This is a genomic window from Bradyrhizobium septentrionale, from assembly GCF_011516645.4.
In the GTDB taxonomy this organism is placed as follows: Bacteria; Pseudomonadota; Alphaproteobacteria; order Rhizobiales; family Xanthobacteraceae; genus Bradyrhizobium; species Bradyrhizobium septentrionale.
Window position 1 is genome coordinate 5673186 of record NZ_CP088285.1, and the last position, 14725, is coordinate 5687910.

Genomic DNA, 14725 nt, shown 5'->3' on the forward strand with positions numbered 1-14725 from the left:
CTTGCGGTTCCGACGCTCGTCCATGCCAAGGCTTCTCGGTCCTCTAGGCCAATTTCCGAGCTCGTCATGCCCGGCCTTGTGCCGGGCATCCACGTCTTTGCTACTCCGCAAGTAAGACGTGGATGGCCGGGACATAGGCGAGCGAAAGCGACGCCGTCCTTCGGACGGCTATGCCCGGCCATGACGAAGGTGAGTTTACGGGCTCAATTGATCCGCTCGATCCGCTTTCCGGCGGTCGGGCCGACCGGGCTGTTGGCCTTGAAATAGGCATAGAGCGCATCGACGTCGTAGATGCCGAACTGCTGCGCCGTTCCCTCCTTGAACACCGTGAAGCCGTCGCCGCCTTCGGCGAGATAATTGTTCACGGTGACGCGATAGCTCGCGGCGGGGTCGATCGGCCTGCCGTCGAGCGACATCCGTGAGGCTACGATGCGCGCGCCGTCGGGCTTGCTCGCATCCCATGCATAGGCAAAGCCCTTCGAGACCTGCAGGGCGCGCGGCCGTTTCGGGTCGGCCCATTGCTGCTCCAGCACGTCCTTGAGCTGCTCGCCGGTCAGCGTCATCGTCACGAGCTGGTTGCGGAACGGTTGGCTGGCGAAGACGTCGGCATAGGTGACCGCGCCGTCCTCGCGCCTGGTGATATCGGTGCGGACGCCACCGGGATTGGTGAAGGCGATCACCGCGCCGCCATTCGGCTCCGAGCTGGTCGCGCGCAGCTGCGCGTCGGCGACGATATCGCCGAGCGGACTCTCGCCGGAATCATTGGGCACGCGCGACAGCGTTTCGGTGACCGAGCCGGCCGGGCGGTTGGCGATCGGCGCGGCCAGCCGGTCGTAGGATTCGAGCAGCGCGCTCTGCTCGGGATCCTTGGCCGTGCCGGCGATCTTCACGATGGTGTTGTCGGCCCTGGCGCTGATCACGTCATGGCTCTTCGGATCGAGCTGCAGATCGATCGCGGTGACCAGCGTGCCGTATTTGTCGCCGGAGGTGACGAGACGTCCGTCGATCTCGCAGACATAGGCCTGGTGGGTGTGGCCGGAGATCACGACGTCGACCGCCTTGTCGAACTTCTTCACAATGTCGACGATCGGCCCGGAGATGCCGGGGCATTCATTATAGTCGCCGGTCGGAAAGCCGCCTTCATGGATCAAGACCACGATCGCCTCGACGCCCTTCGCCTTCAGCTCGGGGATCAGCGCATTGACGGTCTCGGCCTCGTCGCGGAAATCGAGGCTCGCGACGCCAGCCGGTGACACCAGATTCGGAGTGTTCTTCAGCGTCAGCCCGACGAAGGCCACTGGGATTCCGTCGAATTCCTTGATCTCGTAGGGCGGAAACACCGGCTTGCCGGTGGCCTTGTCGATCGTGGAGGCGGCGAGATAGCGGAATTTGGCCCCCAGGAACGGGTGCGGCCCCTGGCACTTGTCGACCGGGTGGCAACCGCCATTCTGCATCCGCAGCAGTTCGTCCTTGCCTTCGTCGAATTCGTGATTGCCGACCGAGGAGATCGCAAGCCCCATCATCGACAGCGACTCGATGGTCGGCTCGTCATGAAACATCGCCGACAGGAACGGGCTCGCGCCGATCAGGTCGCCGGCCGCAACGAAGATGTTGTTCTTGTGTCCTTCGCGCAGCTGCTTGACGACGGTCGCCATCCGCTCGGCACCGCCGGCGGGCACCATGATCTTCTTGCTGGCATCGGCGGGATCGGTGATGCGGATGCCGCCCGGCGGCGGCCGCAGATAGCCGTGGAAGTCGTTGATCGCGAGGATGCGCAAGCTCACCGGCGCCGCGGTCTGTGCCCGAGTGGGGCTTGCCGCGACCAGTCCGAGTGCGCAGAGCGCGGCGAGAGGCGCAAGAGGCTTAAGGCGGGGGCGGGGTTGTCTCATGACCTGTCCACGGAGCGCATAATCATGGCGTGCACGATCATGGAACACACGATCATGGCCCGGCGCCACTACAATTTTGCGACGCTTCGTTTCAATCCTTCGTGCGCGCCATGAAGGCCCTGAAGGCGTTGACCGCTTCGCTGGAGCGCATCCGTTCGCTGAACAGATGGTTCTCCTGCTCGATGCGGCGGGTGACGTCCTCCGGCGGCAGCCGGATCAGACGCCGCGAGATCGCCACCGCCTCGGCCGGCAGCGCGCAGATCTCGCGCGCCACCTTGTGCGCCTCGACCTCGGCATGGCCCGGCGCCACCACGGTGTTGACGAAGCCGGCGACGCGGGCGTCGTCGGCCGACATGGTGCGGCCCATCACCAGCATCGCGAAGGCGCGCTGGTGGCCCATCGTGCGCGGCATCAGCAGGCTGGAGGCGCCTTCCGGCACCAGGCCGAAATTGGAGAACGGCGTCGAGAACGACGCGGCCTTGCTGGCCAGCACATAGTCGCAGTGGAACAGCATGGTGGTGCCGATGCCCATCGCGACGCCGTCGACCGCGGCGATGATCGGCTTCACATTGTGGGCCAGCGAATACAGGAACTTGACCAGGTCGGAGGCGGGCGGCGTCTCGCCCGTCGAGGTGCCCTGCGCGAGCAGGTCCTCGATGTCGTTGCCCGCGGTGAACACGCCGGAGCCGCCGGTGATGATCAGGCAGCGGATCTTCGGATTGTTCTGCGCCTTGTCGATCGCATCGCTGATCGCGCGAAACATCTCCTGGGTGATCGCGTTTTTCTTCTCGGGCCTGCGCAGCCGGATCACGCGTGTGGCGGCTTCGTCGGTCACTATGACATGCGCGGTCATCAAGCGGTCCCAGGGTCGGCCGGCATCGTCGCCGGCGAGGTCGTGCCGCTATCCTACATGATCCCGTGCAAGCCCCAAGTGTTCGCGGAGGCTTTTCCTCTTCTGCGAGCATGAGGACGGCGCAACGCAGTTAACCGGAATTCACCTTTCCTGAGCAGGGGACCTTGGTCGTAGGCAAGGGCCGCGCGATGATGACACGCAGTGATCGCGACCGGTTCGGGGATGCGGTCGATCGTCACGGCGCATTGCGCTTTCGTTCGGCGCTCGATGCGATGGAGATACGCGCGCTCGAGATCGCTCTAGCCGCGGCCGACGAACGAGCGGGTGCCGCGGCCGATCGCGGCGCCATGCTGCAGCAGCGCGCCGAGATGATCGCCGGGGACCGACATCGCATACAGGCCGTTCTCCGCGGCGAAGCGCTGCATCGGCGCATGCGGGCCGTCGTCCTGCCCGTTCCACAGCAGCACCGGCACGCGCGAGGACAGCACCGCGTCCTTTGCGCCGTCGACCTGGCCTAGCGCGTCGAAGCAGGCGCGCACGCCGCCTTCGAGATCGGGCGTCACCCATTCGGCAAGCTGCGGCGCGGTGCGGCGGGCAAAGGTGATGAAGGCGCCATAGGTCAGCGGGCCGGCATTGCCGCGCGGCAATCCGGTGAGAAAATCCCAGCCGCCGATCGAAAGCGACGCCAGCCGCGTCGGGAAGAATCTGGCGACGCCGACCGCGACCCAGCCGCCCATCGAATGTCCCACCACATGGGCGCGCTCGCCGCCGAGTCGTCGATCACGGCAACGATGTCGCCGGCGCGCTGCGCCTGATTATAGAGCGCCGGATCGGCCGGCTTGTCGCTCAAGCCATGCCCGAGCGAGTCGACGCAGACCACGCGAAAGCGATCGGCGAGCGCGTCGACCACGCCGCATTGCTTCCAGCTCGCAGCGTCGAGCAGCAGGCCGTGCTGCAGCACGATCAGCGGCCCCGTTCCTTCGACAGTGTAATGGATGCGCTGGCCCCGGTGATTGGCGAATGGCATTGATAGACTTCCCCACGTTTCACCGACAGGTGAGCGCGGAGATGCCGGTATTCAAGACCCTCGTTCCAGATCGGAACCGGTTCGCACGATCTGACGGCGGGCGGAACCTTGCCTCAGCCGCCCCACACGGTGGCTTCGCTCCAGCCGAGCTCCTTGAACTCGGCTTCCCGGAGCGGGGCTTCGCCGGCGGCGAAGAATTCGTCGAGCTGCGGCGGCTTGACGGTGGTTTCGGAAAGCATCGCATGGGCCTGGCCGCGATGGTGGATCTGGTGCTGGAACAGATGCATCAACAATCGGTCGCGCCGCTCGGTCTGCACGGTGGTGTCGCGATTGACCTTGACCACATCGTCAAGCCGCTCAGGCGTCAATGCGTCGCAGTGAACGATCAGGCGCTGGTCGATCGCGCGCTGCGCAGCTTTCAGCGCGGCGATCGCCGGGTAGGGCACCTCGTTCGCCCACGCGTTCGGCCCGAGCCAGCCGCCTTCGAGCGCGTCGATGTAGAAGAGATCGATGACATGGATGTGGTTCAGCGTCGCCTGCAGGCTCGGAAAGAACCCGGTCCGCGCGGCGGCGAATTCCGCCTGGCTGAGACCGGCGCAGGCCGTGAGCAGGCGATGATTGGCCCAGGCGTTGTTGTAGGCAAAAGCGCGAAGAGTCTGAACGAGGCTCGCCGGCATATCGGTCCTCACTGGATTGAAGGGATCAGGCGGGTGCTGCGGCCAGCCGGCCGACCCGCGACAGCAGCAGCATCAGGATCGGGGATTTGTTGGCTTTGTGATAGGCGATTACGAGGTCCAGCGTCGGCGCCTCTCCCTGCACCGGGCGGGTGGTGATGGTGTCGGGCAGATAGCGCGCCGTGTAGGCCGGCAGCAGCATCACTGCATGCGTCGAGGTGATCATCGATATCGCGTGCACGACATTATGCACCTCGTGGTCCGGCTTGAGATCGATGCCGGCGCGATGAAAATACTCCAGCACGACACGGCGCACCGCCGGCGCCGATTTGGACGGCAGATAGAAGGTCTCGTCGACGATGTCTTCGGGCGCGACGGCGGCCTGCGCGGCCAGCCGATGGTTGCTCGGAAACACGAACACCAGCGGGTCGGTGCGGACGCGCTTGCAGGCGAGATCCTCCATGTTGTCGTCGGCGCGCATGAAGGCCGCATCGAGCTTGCGCCGCATCAGTGCCTTGGCGAGCACCGGCGAGTAGTCGCTCGACAGGCGGATGTCGATGCCGGGAAACTCGTCGCGCAACACGCGGGTCACCTCGGGCAGCAGATCGATCTCGGCGCCCGACAGGAAACCGAGCGAGAAGCTCTGCTTCGGCGGCTGCGCAGCGCCGCCTGCTTGGCAGCCTCCGCCTGCAGCAGCGCCATTCTTGCGTGATCCAGAAAGGCCTTGCCGGCGGCGGTCAGCTCGATGCCCTGCACGCCGCGGTTCAGCAGTTGCACGCCGACCTCCTGTTCGAGATCGCGGATCTGCCGGCTCAGCGAAGGTTGCGAGGTGTGGAGTTTTTGCTCGGCGGCAACCGTCAGGCTGCCTGCATCGGCCACGGCAACGAAGTAGCGCAGATGCCGGAGCTCCATCACCGCCTCCCGATCACGGCCTGTCATATCCGGCAGGCATGGGGCCAGCCTACAAAGTCTTTTTCGCGGCGGCCAGCGCTCTCTATAGCAGTACGCATTCTACGCGGGGTCTGCCTGGCAGGCAGAGGATGTTCCTTCTGTCCAGCACGAAGGCCTGCGCGTCGCCCGCCGGAGCCTGCGCATGTGGAGAAGCATCAGAGCGTCGCTGTTGTTGCTGGCGGCGCTGACGGGATGCGGCGGCGCCGCGGCCCAGTCATCAGGCAATCAACCGAAGGCAAGCGCCATGGAACAGGACGTCGCGACCATCAGGCAGGCCCTCGCCGGAAACTGGGAGAGCATCGCGCCCGAGATCCGGCCGAGCAAGAATCCCGACGGCTCGATCAAGCCGTTCTATCTGAAGCGCGCCTTCATTTATCAGTCCTCCGACCGGTTCGAGCTCGTGGTCGTCAATTCGGCCGATCCGTATGGCAAGGTGCCGCTGGCGCGGATCAGGATCGTCGGGCACATGCAATGGCAGGGCGCGCATCCGATCGCGCCGGGCGCGCAGAAGGTCGATTTCGTCGCCGACGAGGCCTATGAGGTGACGCCGCTGGCGCAGGGCTTCGCCGATGTGCTCAACAAGGTCGCTTCTGCCGGCTACGCGCCGTGGGCGGTCGATGCACCGCAGAGCATCTTCGGCAAGTCGTTCCTCCCCTTCGGCCTCAAGGAAGGGACCAATTTCATGGAGTACGACCTGGTCTATCTCAGGGGTGACCTGTTGTTCTGGGGCGCGCGCAATGTCGACGGCCGCGGCTTCGACACCGAGCAGAACTGGCCGACCAATCTGCAGATCCCGCTGCTGCGGAAGTAATCGTGGTGCTTGCGCAATGACGTGATCCTCGCATAGCTAGTCCAGTCCATCGCGGGCACCTGATCTAACGGCGGCGGCAGATGCAACTGGCAAAGAACGTGATCGACGTCGGCCTCTCCTCCAACAATCTCGAGCCGATGCTGCGGTTCTGGCAGCAGGATGCCGGGCTTCGCTTCGATCATGTGCAGCCGATCCGCCGCGGGCAGAAGCAGTACCGGCACGCCGCGCTTGGTTCGGTGATCAAGCTCAACCATCATTTCGAGCCGCTGGGCGACGCCGCGCCGAGCGGCTATCGCGAGCTGATCATCGCGCGCGAGGGCATCGAGACGCCGCAGCGCCTGGTCGATCCCGACGGCAACAGGGTTTGCCTGGTGGCGCCGGGACATGACGGCATCACCCAGATCGCCGTCGCGATGGCCGTGCGCGACCTCGCCGCGCATTGCAGGTTCTACGGCGACATGCTCGGCTTCCCCGAGCAGTCCTGGTCGGGCGGTCCGGCCTTTCGCCTCGGCGACAGCCTGATCCTGCTCACGGAAGATCGCGCCGCGACCGTCGATCCCATCAGGCAGGCGCGCGGCTGGCGCTACATCACGCTGCAGGTCGCCGATATCGATGCCGTGCATGACGAGCTGCGCGCCAAAGGCGTGCGCGAGGGCCTGGCGCCGGTGACGCTTGGCGAGGTCGCGCGGATTTCCATGATCCTGGATCCGGACGGCAACTGGATCGAACTGTCCCGCCGGGCATCGATCGTCGGCAGCCTGTCCGACCACAAGGCGTGATCGACCGGCGCGGGGTGCCGTCCTTGGTGTCACAAAGCTGAGGCATATTTCGTGGCAATCTGGAGTTTGCCGGGGGATTTCAGGGGCCCGGTGCCGAACCAACGCCGCCAAGCGATCCATATTCCGCTTGGGCGGCGTTGTGCTTTCGACGGTCCGAAGGGTGCCGTGAAATTCCAGGCGCCGATGATATAATCCGGCGGACCACGTCTGCCACGAGATGACGGGGCGCCGATCTCACGGGAACGTTCACCCGCCAAGTGTGGCGTTCCGTGGTCTGTCAGAGCGGACATCTCGCATCATCGGGGCCGTTTGCTGCTCTGTGCCCTCGCCAGGAACGATCGACAGTTCGGCCTCTTATCAGTGATGACACGCTACTATTTCGATCTTCGTGACGGCGACGGCTTGGCGATCGACGAAGAGGGCCTGGAGATGCCTGGCCTCGCGGTCGTTCAAGAAGAGGCCGCGCGCGCTTTGGCCGACATGGTGCGCGATTCCGTCCGCGGTCACAGTCTCGATCAGATTGCGATCGAAGTCCGGGATAGCGACGGGCCCGTGCTTGAAGTGGGCATCGCGTGGCGCATTCGCCGGTCGAATTCCTGAGTTCGGTAGCGCGCCGACGCGCCTAGCGCCTCGTGATGCCAAGATCGAGACTGACGTCAAACAATGGCCCTTGGTCGGTGCGGACCTCAAACGCCAGCAGCCTCTGTTTGTCCAGAAGCGGATTGTGTTTCGCCATGCCGAGCAATGACTGCATCGCTTCGTGCGCAGCAGTTTCCTCGTCGCGCAGCTCGATGCCCTGCCTGTCGGCGTAGAGTTCCTCGCCGTTGCGGATATCGAAATAATAGCGGGTTGCCATTTGCGGCTCCCTTTTGTGGCGGGAGCTGCCCAGGCTCTCCAGTGCCGGCGCTCTCAAATCACCCGGCAGCGCCGCAGTCTGCGTCAGACGGCCCGAATTTGCCACTCTACAATGACATTGATGCAGGGAACCGCTCGGGCCAGGCGCTATCGTCTTCGCCGACGATCTCGAACGCGCTTGATCCGTCAGAGATAATTCCCGGGATTTGCAATTGCGCCTTGCATAGCTGGGATAAGTGTATACTTGTGGTGTATCGACTGGCCTTGAGCCTTGTAGATCGGTCCCACTGGACCCTTTTCCAAAGACATCGTCGGATGAAGGTGAGGACGCGTGCTTGCAGCACTGCGGCTAAAGCTTTCGTCATGCTGTTGATCGGCTGCCGTTTCACGGATGTACTGGGATGGCAGTGCGGCCCGCTCTGTCACCGATAGAGCGGGCTTTCGTATTTGCGCGCTCAACGTACCTAGAGCGTTTTCGAGCGAAGCCTGTCCCGCACGTGATGCGGGATGGATACGGTTCGCGAAGAAAACGCTCAAAACAGGAAGCTAGAGCTTCGGTTCTGATTCAATCGGAACCAAAAATGCTCTAGCGCCGCGAGAGGTGATCCATTGCAGGTTCTTGTCAGGGACAACAACATCGACCAGGCGCTGCGCGTTCTGAAGAAGAGGTTGCAGCGCGAGGGCGTCTTCAGAGAGATGAAGCGCCGCCGATCGTTCGAAAAGCCTTCGGAAAAAAGGATTCGAGAGAAGGCCGAGGCCGTGCGGCGCGCACGCAAGCTTGCCCGCAAGCAGGCGATCCGCGAGGGATTGATTGCAGCTCCGCCGAAGAAGCCCAGATTGTCGGCGCCAAAATTCCCGGCACCAGGGCAATCGCCGGCGCGAACAAACGGCGCGCCGGAGCGTTAGTCCGTACGCAATCCTGTTGGAGGGAGCGTGCATGATGAAGCAGCGACCCTATCGAGGCAGCGGATGCCTCCAGGAACGTCTCTCCGATGAAATCTGTCGTCGGCGAGACCAAGATCGGGATGTTCGATCGAGGGACGAGAAGCGGCGGCAACGTGCGCAGAACCTGGCCGGCAAGGCCATCAACGCAATGGCAGATCATTCCGCCAGCCGGATCGAACAGTCTGTCCGCAAGCACGATCTGCTGGACGGCCCCAGGGAGTTTCGTTCGTTGCGCCGGGATCGCTGACAAGCGGTCGCGCGGCGGCCTGGGCAGCGCCTTGGGATTGCCGTGACAGCAATCGGTTGGCATTTCGACGGTTTCGTCGCTACCGAAGGACGGTGAACGCCCACAGAGGCTGCCCTGTCCCTGATGGGCGAGCTAACAGCTCTTTTGCTGCAGGTGTTGGATGCAGGTACATGTCGTCGAGGATGTCAGCTTGACGTCATAGTACGGGAAGTTCGCATTGGCGGGGCTATTCGTTGAACAACGCGGAAACAGGTAGTAGCTGTCTGCGAGCGTCAAGGTCCCACTGATGGTGAAACCGAGGTGGGGTGTATAGCCGTACGACACTTCGCCCAGAACAAAAGAGACATTGTAATTCTGTGTCCCGGCGAGCGAGGAAGGCAACGTAATTCGTTGACCGATCGATCTCCCCGTTCCGTAGCTCGTTCCATTGTATGACGCGCTCCACTGCACAGTCGCATTGCCGTTGCTGTCGGTAGAGACGCCGGAAACGGTAACCGTGGCGAGCGAGTTGCCGTTGATGGTCGTCGGATACGGCGCGAGGATCGCGGTCGATGCGCCGAGGATGTTCTGCAGCTGGGTCGCGCTGACTTGCGTATTCTGCGAGACCATGTCGGCGACAGAATGTGCAGCTGCGGTGACTTTGACGTTGATCGCCATGCCGTTGGCCAGCTCGATCCCGCCGACATAGAGCAGCAGCATGAACGGCAATATCATGGCAAACTCGATAGCCGCCACGGCGTTGGTATCGATCCGAAATTGTCGCAGTCGAAATGACAGGCAGGTCATGGGATCACCTCCTACGAGGACGGCTCGTTCTGGAAAGCGGCAGTCGCCAGAATCATTCGCGTATTGTTGGGCTGATTTGAAAGATTGAATCCAAGAGGTCCCAGGAAGACCGGCCACAGATAAATCACCCGGACCACGACGATATCTCCCGCGTTTCCCGGATTGAACTGCTGCCAGGTGGTCAAGGCGTTGCCCTGGCCGTCATACGTTAGGACGGGAGCAGACGTATCGGCCGACGACCAACTGGTGGCGACCCGCACGTCGACCATTATTTTCGGGCAACTGAACAGGACGACGACTTGATTGCAGACGGTCTGGCGAAAGGCGGCCTGTGTCGCCTGTTGTGATTGCGTCTGCCCGGTCAGGATTTGGCGACTCGATTGCTGCACCACCGCTTCGAGCAGCTCTTGCGCAAAGAAGACGAGAAACGTCTGCAGGATCGCGATAAGGAGGGCGATAAAAGGCGCCGCTACAAGTGCGAACTCGACCGCTGTGGCGCCGCGGCAATCCTTCACGAAGGCGGCAGAGCGATTTCGTTTTAATGATGCGATTTTCACTTGGGGCCCTGCGCTTTCTTACTGCGTGAGGCTGGCTGTACTTGAGGCGACCTTGATGAACAGATCCGTCAGCGCCGCCGAGATGTCGCCGCCGGTTTGAACGTCGGAGAAAAGGCCGGGCGAAGCGCAGGCTTGCAAGTTTTGGGCTATTTGGCCGCTTGAAGACGATGGGCTGTTGAACTGGGCGATATGGCCCATGTACCAGCTGTCGGTCGGAAGTTGCAGATACTCCGTGTAGAGAATTGCGATTCGAATGCCCCGGTTCTTGATTGTCGTGCATATCGCCGGGTTGAGCGGCTGCTGGCATCGATAATTCGAGCCCACCGCCTGCAGTGTCGCGTTGACGTTGCAAGACGAACTGAGCGCGATGATCTTGTCGTCGACGCCGTCGGTGACGAGGAACACGACTTCCTGCGGCGTGTCTCCCGACTGATTGCTGCCAAGGCCGGGGTTGGGCATGATGCCGTTGACGCTGGTGAGCGCGTTCTCGATGTCCGTGCCATAGTCGGTGGTGCAGCTTCCCGAAATGACGCAGTTCTGGTGGTCGACCGTCATCAGCTGAATCTTTGAAATGGCGCCTCCCGCCACAGATGGGCTGGTCGGCGACTGCAGCGTATTGAAGTTGTAGTCGAAGGTGTAGAGGCCCGCTTTATAGGTGGTGTTGTTCAGAGCCGACATGCATTGCATGACGCCACCCGAAACGCCTGACTGCGGACAGTTCGACCATGAAACGAGCAGCTGATTGACGGCATTCACCACGAGATCGATCCGCAAGGTGACGCCCTTGTTGCGCGCAATGGTCAGATTGTCGACGGTCGAAGCGTTGGCTCCGGTGTCGAGGTTCGGATGCGTTTCATGGCAGGCGAAGCCGCAGCTCTTTGACGCTGATGGCTGACTGGACGTGTAGGATATCAGATGGTTGATGTCGTCCTGGGTCGCTCCGATCGCCATCGACGGCGAGTCGTCGAGCACCAGATAGAAGTTCATATTGGGCGCGCTTGCCGCCCGTGCGGTCGATGAGCCATTGATTGGCCAAGCCGCTTTGCCGAGCACCATGCGGAAATTGTTGATCGATTGCGTGTTGTACGAAACCGTCACGGTGCGCTGGAGCCCGGAGTCGGTGATGGTGATCGTCGGTGACGGCACCTGGGTCAAGCCTGACATGCTGTTTGCGGTGGATGCGAAGACGGCGGCGGCCGCCGCCTGGGCCGCGGAGTCGGTTTGCAGCAGCATCGCGGGCCTGACGGCGGCAATTGCAGCGGCGTCGGCTGCGGCATCGAGCTGGTTCTTCTTGCGCAGGGCCTGGGTGTAATCCATCGCCATGCCCAACAGGTAGATCAACGGCACCGTCGCCAGCGCAAACATGATGGCAACGTTGGCCCTGCGATCGGTGACGAAGCGCTTCAGGCAGGAGCGCGTTGTGAGCTTCATCTTCATCACAGCTGGTTTCAACACAGCGAGTCCCCGAGCGCGTTATGTGCCGTTGGAGGTATCCGGTGCTTAGGGGAGAAGTTGTGAAGATGAAGCCGTTAAGCTTTGCTTACGCGCGTTTCTATAGGTCCATAAATTTTTGCATCGATGTGATCGAGTGCAGCGTCAGGCTATGAATTTTATATTTTGGCGCGCGTGTTCTGCTGCTTTTTTGCGCTGAGCTGCGTGTTTCTACTGAGCGGCGCGTAGCCACTTACACGAAGCTTACGGCGCTGGCTTACACGAAGCTTACAGCGCGTGTTTGGCTCGATGCCAAGCAAACGCGTGGTCGACCTTTTTTCCGAATCGAATCCAATCCGAAGAACGCGGGTGCGATCGGCACCCGGCCTTCCCTGCGCCCTCTGTTTGAGGAGAGGGCGGAACGAAGAGCACAGCTCGGACAAATCTTGTCGCGAGAATGCGAGACTGTATCCCCACTCACACTGTCATCGCCCGGCTCGACCGGGCGATCCAGTACGCCGCGGCTTCTCGGTTCAAGCACCGGCGTCTCTGGAATACTGGATCACCCGCATTCGCGGGTGATGACACGGCCCGTCCGGCTGTTTTGACCGCCGAACTGGAGCTTCAAACGTCATTGCGAGCGAAGCGAAGCGAAGCACTCCATCATGCCGCGCTTGCGGAACGATGGATTGCTTCGTCGCGAGGCTCCTCGCAATGACGACGAAGAGAGAGTGGGCGAGCTACCCCGCCAACACCGCGTCCGCGCCGGTCACTGCATCGGCGCTCTCGGTCACAGTCTTCTCCAGCGACGGCGCCTGCACCGAGATGTTCTCGGCGAAGAAGCGCGCCAGCGCGACGTAGCGTTGCGGCTCGGCCTCGCCGTTGGCCTTCGCGGCCAGCGCCTCGCCGGCGAGCATGCAGCCGCCGAGCGTCGCGGCGAACAGCCGCAGATAGGGTGTCGCGCCGGCCAGCGCATCGTTCGGCGCGGAGGCGAGCCGCTCCAGCAACCATTTGCTGGTGCGCTCCAGCGCGGCGTGCGCGTCGCGCAGCTTGGCGCCGGTGGTGCCGAACGCCGGGTCGTTGGAGGTTTCGACCTGCTTGATGGTTGCCGCGAGTTCGTCGAGCAGCGCCCACACCGAGGCGCCGCCATTGGCGCCGAGCTTGCGGGTGACGAGGTCGATCGACTGGATGCCGTTGGTGCCTTCATAGATCGAGGTGATGCGGGCGTCGCGATAGTGCTGCGCGGCGCCGGTCTCCTCGATGAAGCCCATGCCGCCATGGACCTGGACGCCGAGATAGGCGACCTCGTTGCCGACGTCGGTGGAGAAGGCCTTGGCGATCGGGGTCAGCAGCGCGCCGCGCGCGGCGGCGTCGGCGCGCACCTTGGCGTCCTTGGCGCGCGCCGCGACGTCGAGCGCGACCGCGGTGGCGTAGCAGATCGTGCGCGCCGCCGCCGTCATGCTGCGCATCTGCATCAGCATGCGCTTGACGTCGGGATGCACGATGATCGGATCCATCCCGTCGCCCTTGTGGCCGATCGCCTTGCCCTGGCGGCGCTCCTGCGCGTAGGCCAGCGCCTGCTGATAGGCGCGGTCGGCGATGCCGACGCCTTCGAGGCCGACACCGAGGCGCGCCTGGTTCATCATGGTGAACATGCAGCGCATGCCCTGGTTTTCCTCGCCGATCAGGTAGCCGATCGCGCCGCCTTGATCGCCCATCGTCATAGTGCAGGTCGGCGAAGCGTGCATGCCGAGCTTGTGCTCGACGCCGCTCGCATGGATGTCGTTGCGCGCGCCGAGCGAGCCGTCGGCATTGACCAGGAATTTCGGGACCAGGAACAGCGAGATTCCCTTGGTACCGCCGGGCGCATCGGGCAATCGTGCGAGCACGAAGTGCACGATGTTGTCGGTCATGTCGTGCTCACCATAGGTGATGAAGATCTTGGTGCCCTTGATGCGGTAGGTGCCGTCGCCCGCGCGCTCGGCACGGGTGCGCAGCGCGCCGACGTCGGAGCCGGCATTCGGCTCGGTGAGCTGCATCGTGCCGGTCCATTCGCCCGTGACCATCTTCTCCAGATAGATCGTCTTCAGTTCCTCGCTGCCATGGGCGTCGAGCGCCTCGATCGCCGACAGCGTCAGCAGCGGGCAGAGGCCGAAGGCGACGTTCGACGCGCTCCAGATCTCGGTGCAGGCGGCGTTGACCGCGAGCGGCAGGCCCTGGCCGCCGAACGCTTCCGGCCCCGACACCGCGTTCCAGCCGGCGGCGGCCCAGCGCTGATAGGCGTCGGGCCAGCCGGGCGCGGTGGTCACCTTGCCGTTGTCGAGCTTGATGCCGTGCTCGTCGCCGACCTTGTTCAGCGGCGCCAGCACATCGGAGGCGAACTTGCCGGCTTCTTCCAGCACCGCAGCGGTAATATCGCCGTCGAAATCGCCGTAGTGGCCGGCCTGCACGGCGGCGGCGAGCCCCGCGCCATGATTGAGGGACAGCAGGATATCGTTGATCGGTGCGCGGTAGGTCATGGCGTTACTCCCGACGAGGCATTTGGAAATTGTCTTCCCATGAAACCCGCGGCCTCTCAACTGTCCGAGCGGACATCGTGCGGTCCGTTCCGGCCACCGCGGCGTCGCTCTATAATAAGGCTGCCGACATCCAGCAGCTTTCGTGCCTTTTCGATCGCCGCCCTGTTGAAATGCGCGCCCTCACTCTATAGACCGGCGAGGCCTTCGATCGGCGCGTTGGGGCGTAGCCAAGCGGTAAGGCAGCGGATTTTGATTCCGCCATTCGGAGGTTCGATCCCTCCCGCCCCAGCCATATTCAAGTCATTGATTTTATTATTTAAAAATTCCGTGGCCGCTTGGCTGGCGGTCCGCTTGGAAGTAGACTCGGCCGCCTTGTTCCAGGCTCCGTCATTTGTTAGGTA

Annotated in this window: 18 protein-coding genes and 1 tRNA gene; 7 read left to right on the forward strand and 12 right to left on the reverse strand. The window is 63.0% G+C overall.

The genetic code is table 11. The features are described from left to right. Positions 1–203: 203 nt before the first annotated feature. The 4 genes from HAP48_RS28980 to HAP48_RS28995 all read right to left on the reverse strand — a co-directional run bounded on the left by HAP48_RS28980 (position 204) and on the right by HAP48_RS28995 (position 3652). Complete coding sequence (locus HAP48_RS28980) at positions 204–1889, reverse strand: bifunctional metallophosphatase/5'-nucleotidase (RefSeq protein WP_224496657.1); 1686 nt, start codon at positions 1887–1889, stop codon at positions 204–206. A gap of 91 nt (positions 1890–1980) precedes the next feature. Further along, the gene (locus HAP48_RS28985; RefSeq protein ID WP_166203097.1) at positions 1981–2742 is read right to left on the reverse strand and encodes a crotonase/enoyl-CoA hydratase family protein; all 762 of its coding nucleotides are present in this window, start codon (positions 2740–2742) and stop codon (positions 1981–1983) included. A 299-nt stretch (positions 2743–3041) separates the two neighbouring features. Next, positions 3042–3479: a hypothetical protein gene (locus tag HAP48_RS28990; protein WP_224496658.1), complete on the reverse strand. Its 438-nt coding sequence runs from the start codon at positions 3477–3479 to the stop codon at positions 3042–3044. Next, a complete protein-coding gene (locus HAP48_RS28995) occupies positions 3362–3652 on the reverse strand; it encodes an alpha/beta fold hydrolase (RefSeq protein WP_234622380.1) in 291 nt (96 codons plus the stop codon). Before HAP48_RS28995 ends, HAP48_RS28990 begins: the two co-directional genes overlap by 118 nt. Between HAP48_RS28995 and HAP48_RS29000 the strand changes: the two genes are divergently transcribed. Then, the gene (locus HAP48_RS29000; RefSeq protein ID WP_234622384.1) at positions 3596–3772 is read left to right on the forward strand and encodes a hypothetical protein; all 177 of its coding nucleotides are present in this window, start codon (positions 3596–3598) and stop codon (positions 3770–3772) included. The genes HAP48_RS28995 and HAP48_RS29000 overlap by 57 nt on opposite strands. A gap of 110 nt (positions 3773–3882) precedes the next feature. On the opposite strand, the gene HAP48_RS29005 is transcribed toward HAP48_RS29000, so the two are convergent. From HAP48_RS29005 to HAP48_RS29015, 3 genes are read right to left on the reverse strand one after another with little or no spacing between them, the layout of a single operon-like run. Continuing rightward, on the reverse strand, positions 3883–4446 hold the full coding sequence (locus HAP48_RS29005; protein ID WP_166203099.1) for a DinB family protein: 564 nt from the start codon (positions 4444–4446) through the stop codon (positions 3883–3885). 25 nt (positions 4447–4471) lie between these two features. After that, a complete protein-coding gene (locus HAP48_RS29010) occupies positions 4472–5068 on the reverse strand; it encodes a LysR substrate-binding domain-containing protein (protein WP_210292944.1) in 597 nt (198 codons plus the stop codon). Beyond that, the gene (locus tag HAP48_RS29015) at positions 5032–5355 is read right to left on the reverse strand and encodes a LysR family transcriptional regulator (RefSeq protein ID WP_210292690.1); all 324 of its coding nucleotides are present in this window, start codon (positions 5353–5355) and stop codon (positions 5032–5034) included. Before HAP48_RS29015 ends, HAP48_RS29010 begins: the two co-directional genes overlap by 37 nt. 181 nt (positions 5356–5536) lie before the next feature. Between HAP48_RS29015 and HAP48_RS29020 the strand changes: the two genes are divergently transcribed. The 3 genes from HAP48_RS29020 to HAP48_RS29030 all read left to right on the forward strand — a co-directional run bounded on the left by HAP48_RS29020 (position 5537) and on the right by HAP48_RS29030 (position 7584). Continuing rightward, a complete protein-coding gene (locus tag HAP48_RS29020; protein ID WP_210292691.1) occupies positions 5537–6205 on the forward strand; it encodes a hypothetical protein in 669 nt (222 codons plus the stop codon). Between the two features lie 80 nt (positions 6206–6285). Further along, positions 6286–6984 (forward strand): VOC family protein, encoded by a 699-nt coding sequence (locus HAP48_RS29025; protein ID WP_166203101.1) that lies wholly within the window; start codon positions 6286–6288, stop codon positions 6982–6984. 363 nt (positions 6985–7347) lie between these two features. Beyond that, a complete protein-coding gene (locus HAP48_RS29030) occupies positions 7348–7584 on the forward strand; it encodes a DUF6894 family protein (RefSeq protein WP_166203103.1) in 237 nt (78 codons plus the stop codon). Positions 7585–7606: 22 nt separating this feature from the next. On the opposite strand, the gene HAP48_RS29035 is transcribed toward HAP48_RS29030, so the two are convergent. Beyond that, positions 7607–7840 (reverse strand): DUF6894 family protein, encoded by a 234-nt coding sequence (locus HAP48_RS29035; RefSeq protein WP_166203105.1) that lies wholly within the window; start codon positions 7838–7840, stop codon positions 7607–7609. 608 nt (positions 7841–8448) lie between these two features. Between HAP48_RS29035 and rpsU the strand changes: the two genes are divergently transcribed. Together rpsU and HAP48_RS29045 are read left to right on the forward strand one after the other, a co-directional pair. Further along, positions 8449–8745, forward strand: a complete 297-nt coding sequence (gene rpsU, locus HAP48_RS29040) for a 30S ribosomal protein S21 (RefSeq protein ID WP_166203107.1) — start codon at positions 8449–8451, stop codon at positions 8743–8745. A gap of 31 nt (positions 8746–8776) precedes the next feature. Next, positions 8777–9031, forward strand: coding sequence for a hypothetical protein (locus tag HAP48_RS29045; protein WP_166203109.1), 255 nt, complete (start codon positions 8777–8779; stop codon positions 9029–9031). Between the two features lie 132 nt (positions 9032–9163). Here HAP48_RS29045 and HAP48_RS29050 read toward each other — a convergent pair whose 3' ends face one another. The 4 genes from HAP48_RS29050 to HAP48_RS29065 all read right to left on the reverse strand — a co-directional run bounded on the left by HAP48_RS29050 (position 9164) and on the right by HAP48_RS29065 (position 14324). After that, on the reverse strand, positions 9164–9817 hold the full coding sequence (locus HAP48_RS29050; protein ID WP_166203111.1) for a TadE/TadG family type IV pilus assembly protein: 654 nt from the start codon (positions 9815–9817) through the stop codon (positions 9164–9166). A gap of 11 nt (positions 9818–9828) precedes the next feature. Further along, entirely contained in the window at positions 9829–10374 is a 546-nt protein-coding gene (locus HAP48_RS29055; protein ID WP_166203113.1) for a TadE/TadG family type IV pilus assembly protein, read from the reverse strand. 18 nt (positions 10375–10392) lie between these two features. Further along, positions 10393–11805 carry a TadE/TadG family type IV pilus assembly protein gene (locus HAP48_RS29060; RefSeq protein ID WP_166203115.1) on the reverse strand — a complete coding sequence of 471 codons (1413 nt, stop codon included), beginning with the start codon at positions 11803–11805 and terminating at the stop codon, positions 10393–10395. A gap of 740 nt (positions 11806–12545) precedes the next feature. Beyond that, on the reverse strand, positions 12546–14324 hold the full coding sequence (locus tag HAP48_RS29065; RefSeq protein ID WP_166203117.1) for an acyl-CoA dehydrogenase family protein: 1779 nt from the start codon (positions 14322–14324) through the stop codon (positions 12546–12548). Positions 14325–14541: 217 nt separating this feature from the next. Between HAP48_RS29065 and HAP48_RS29070 the strand changes: the two genes are divergently transcribed. Next, a tRNA-Gln gene (locus HAP48_RS29070) sits at positions 14542–14616 on the forward strand. The last annotated feature ends 109 nt before the right edge of the window (positions 14617–14725 follow it).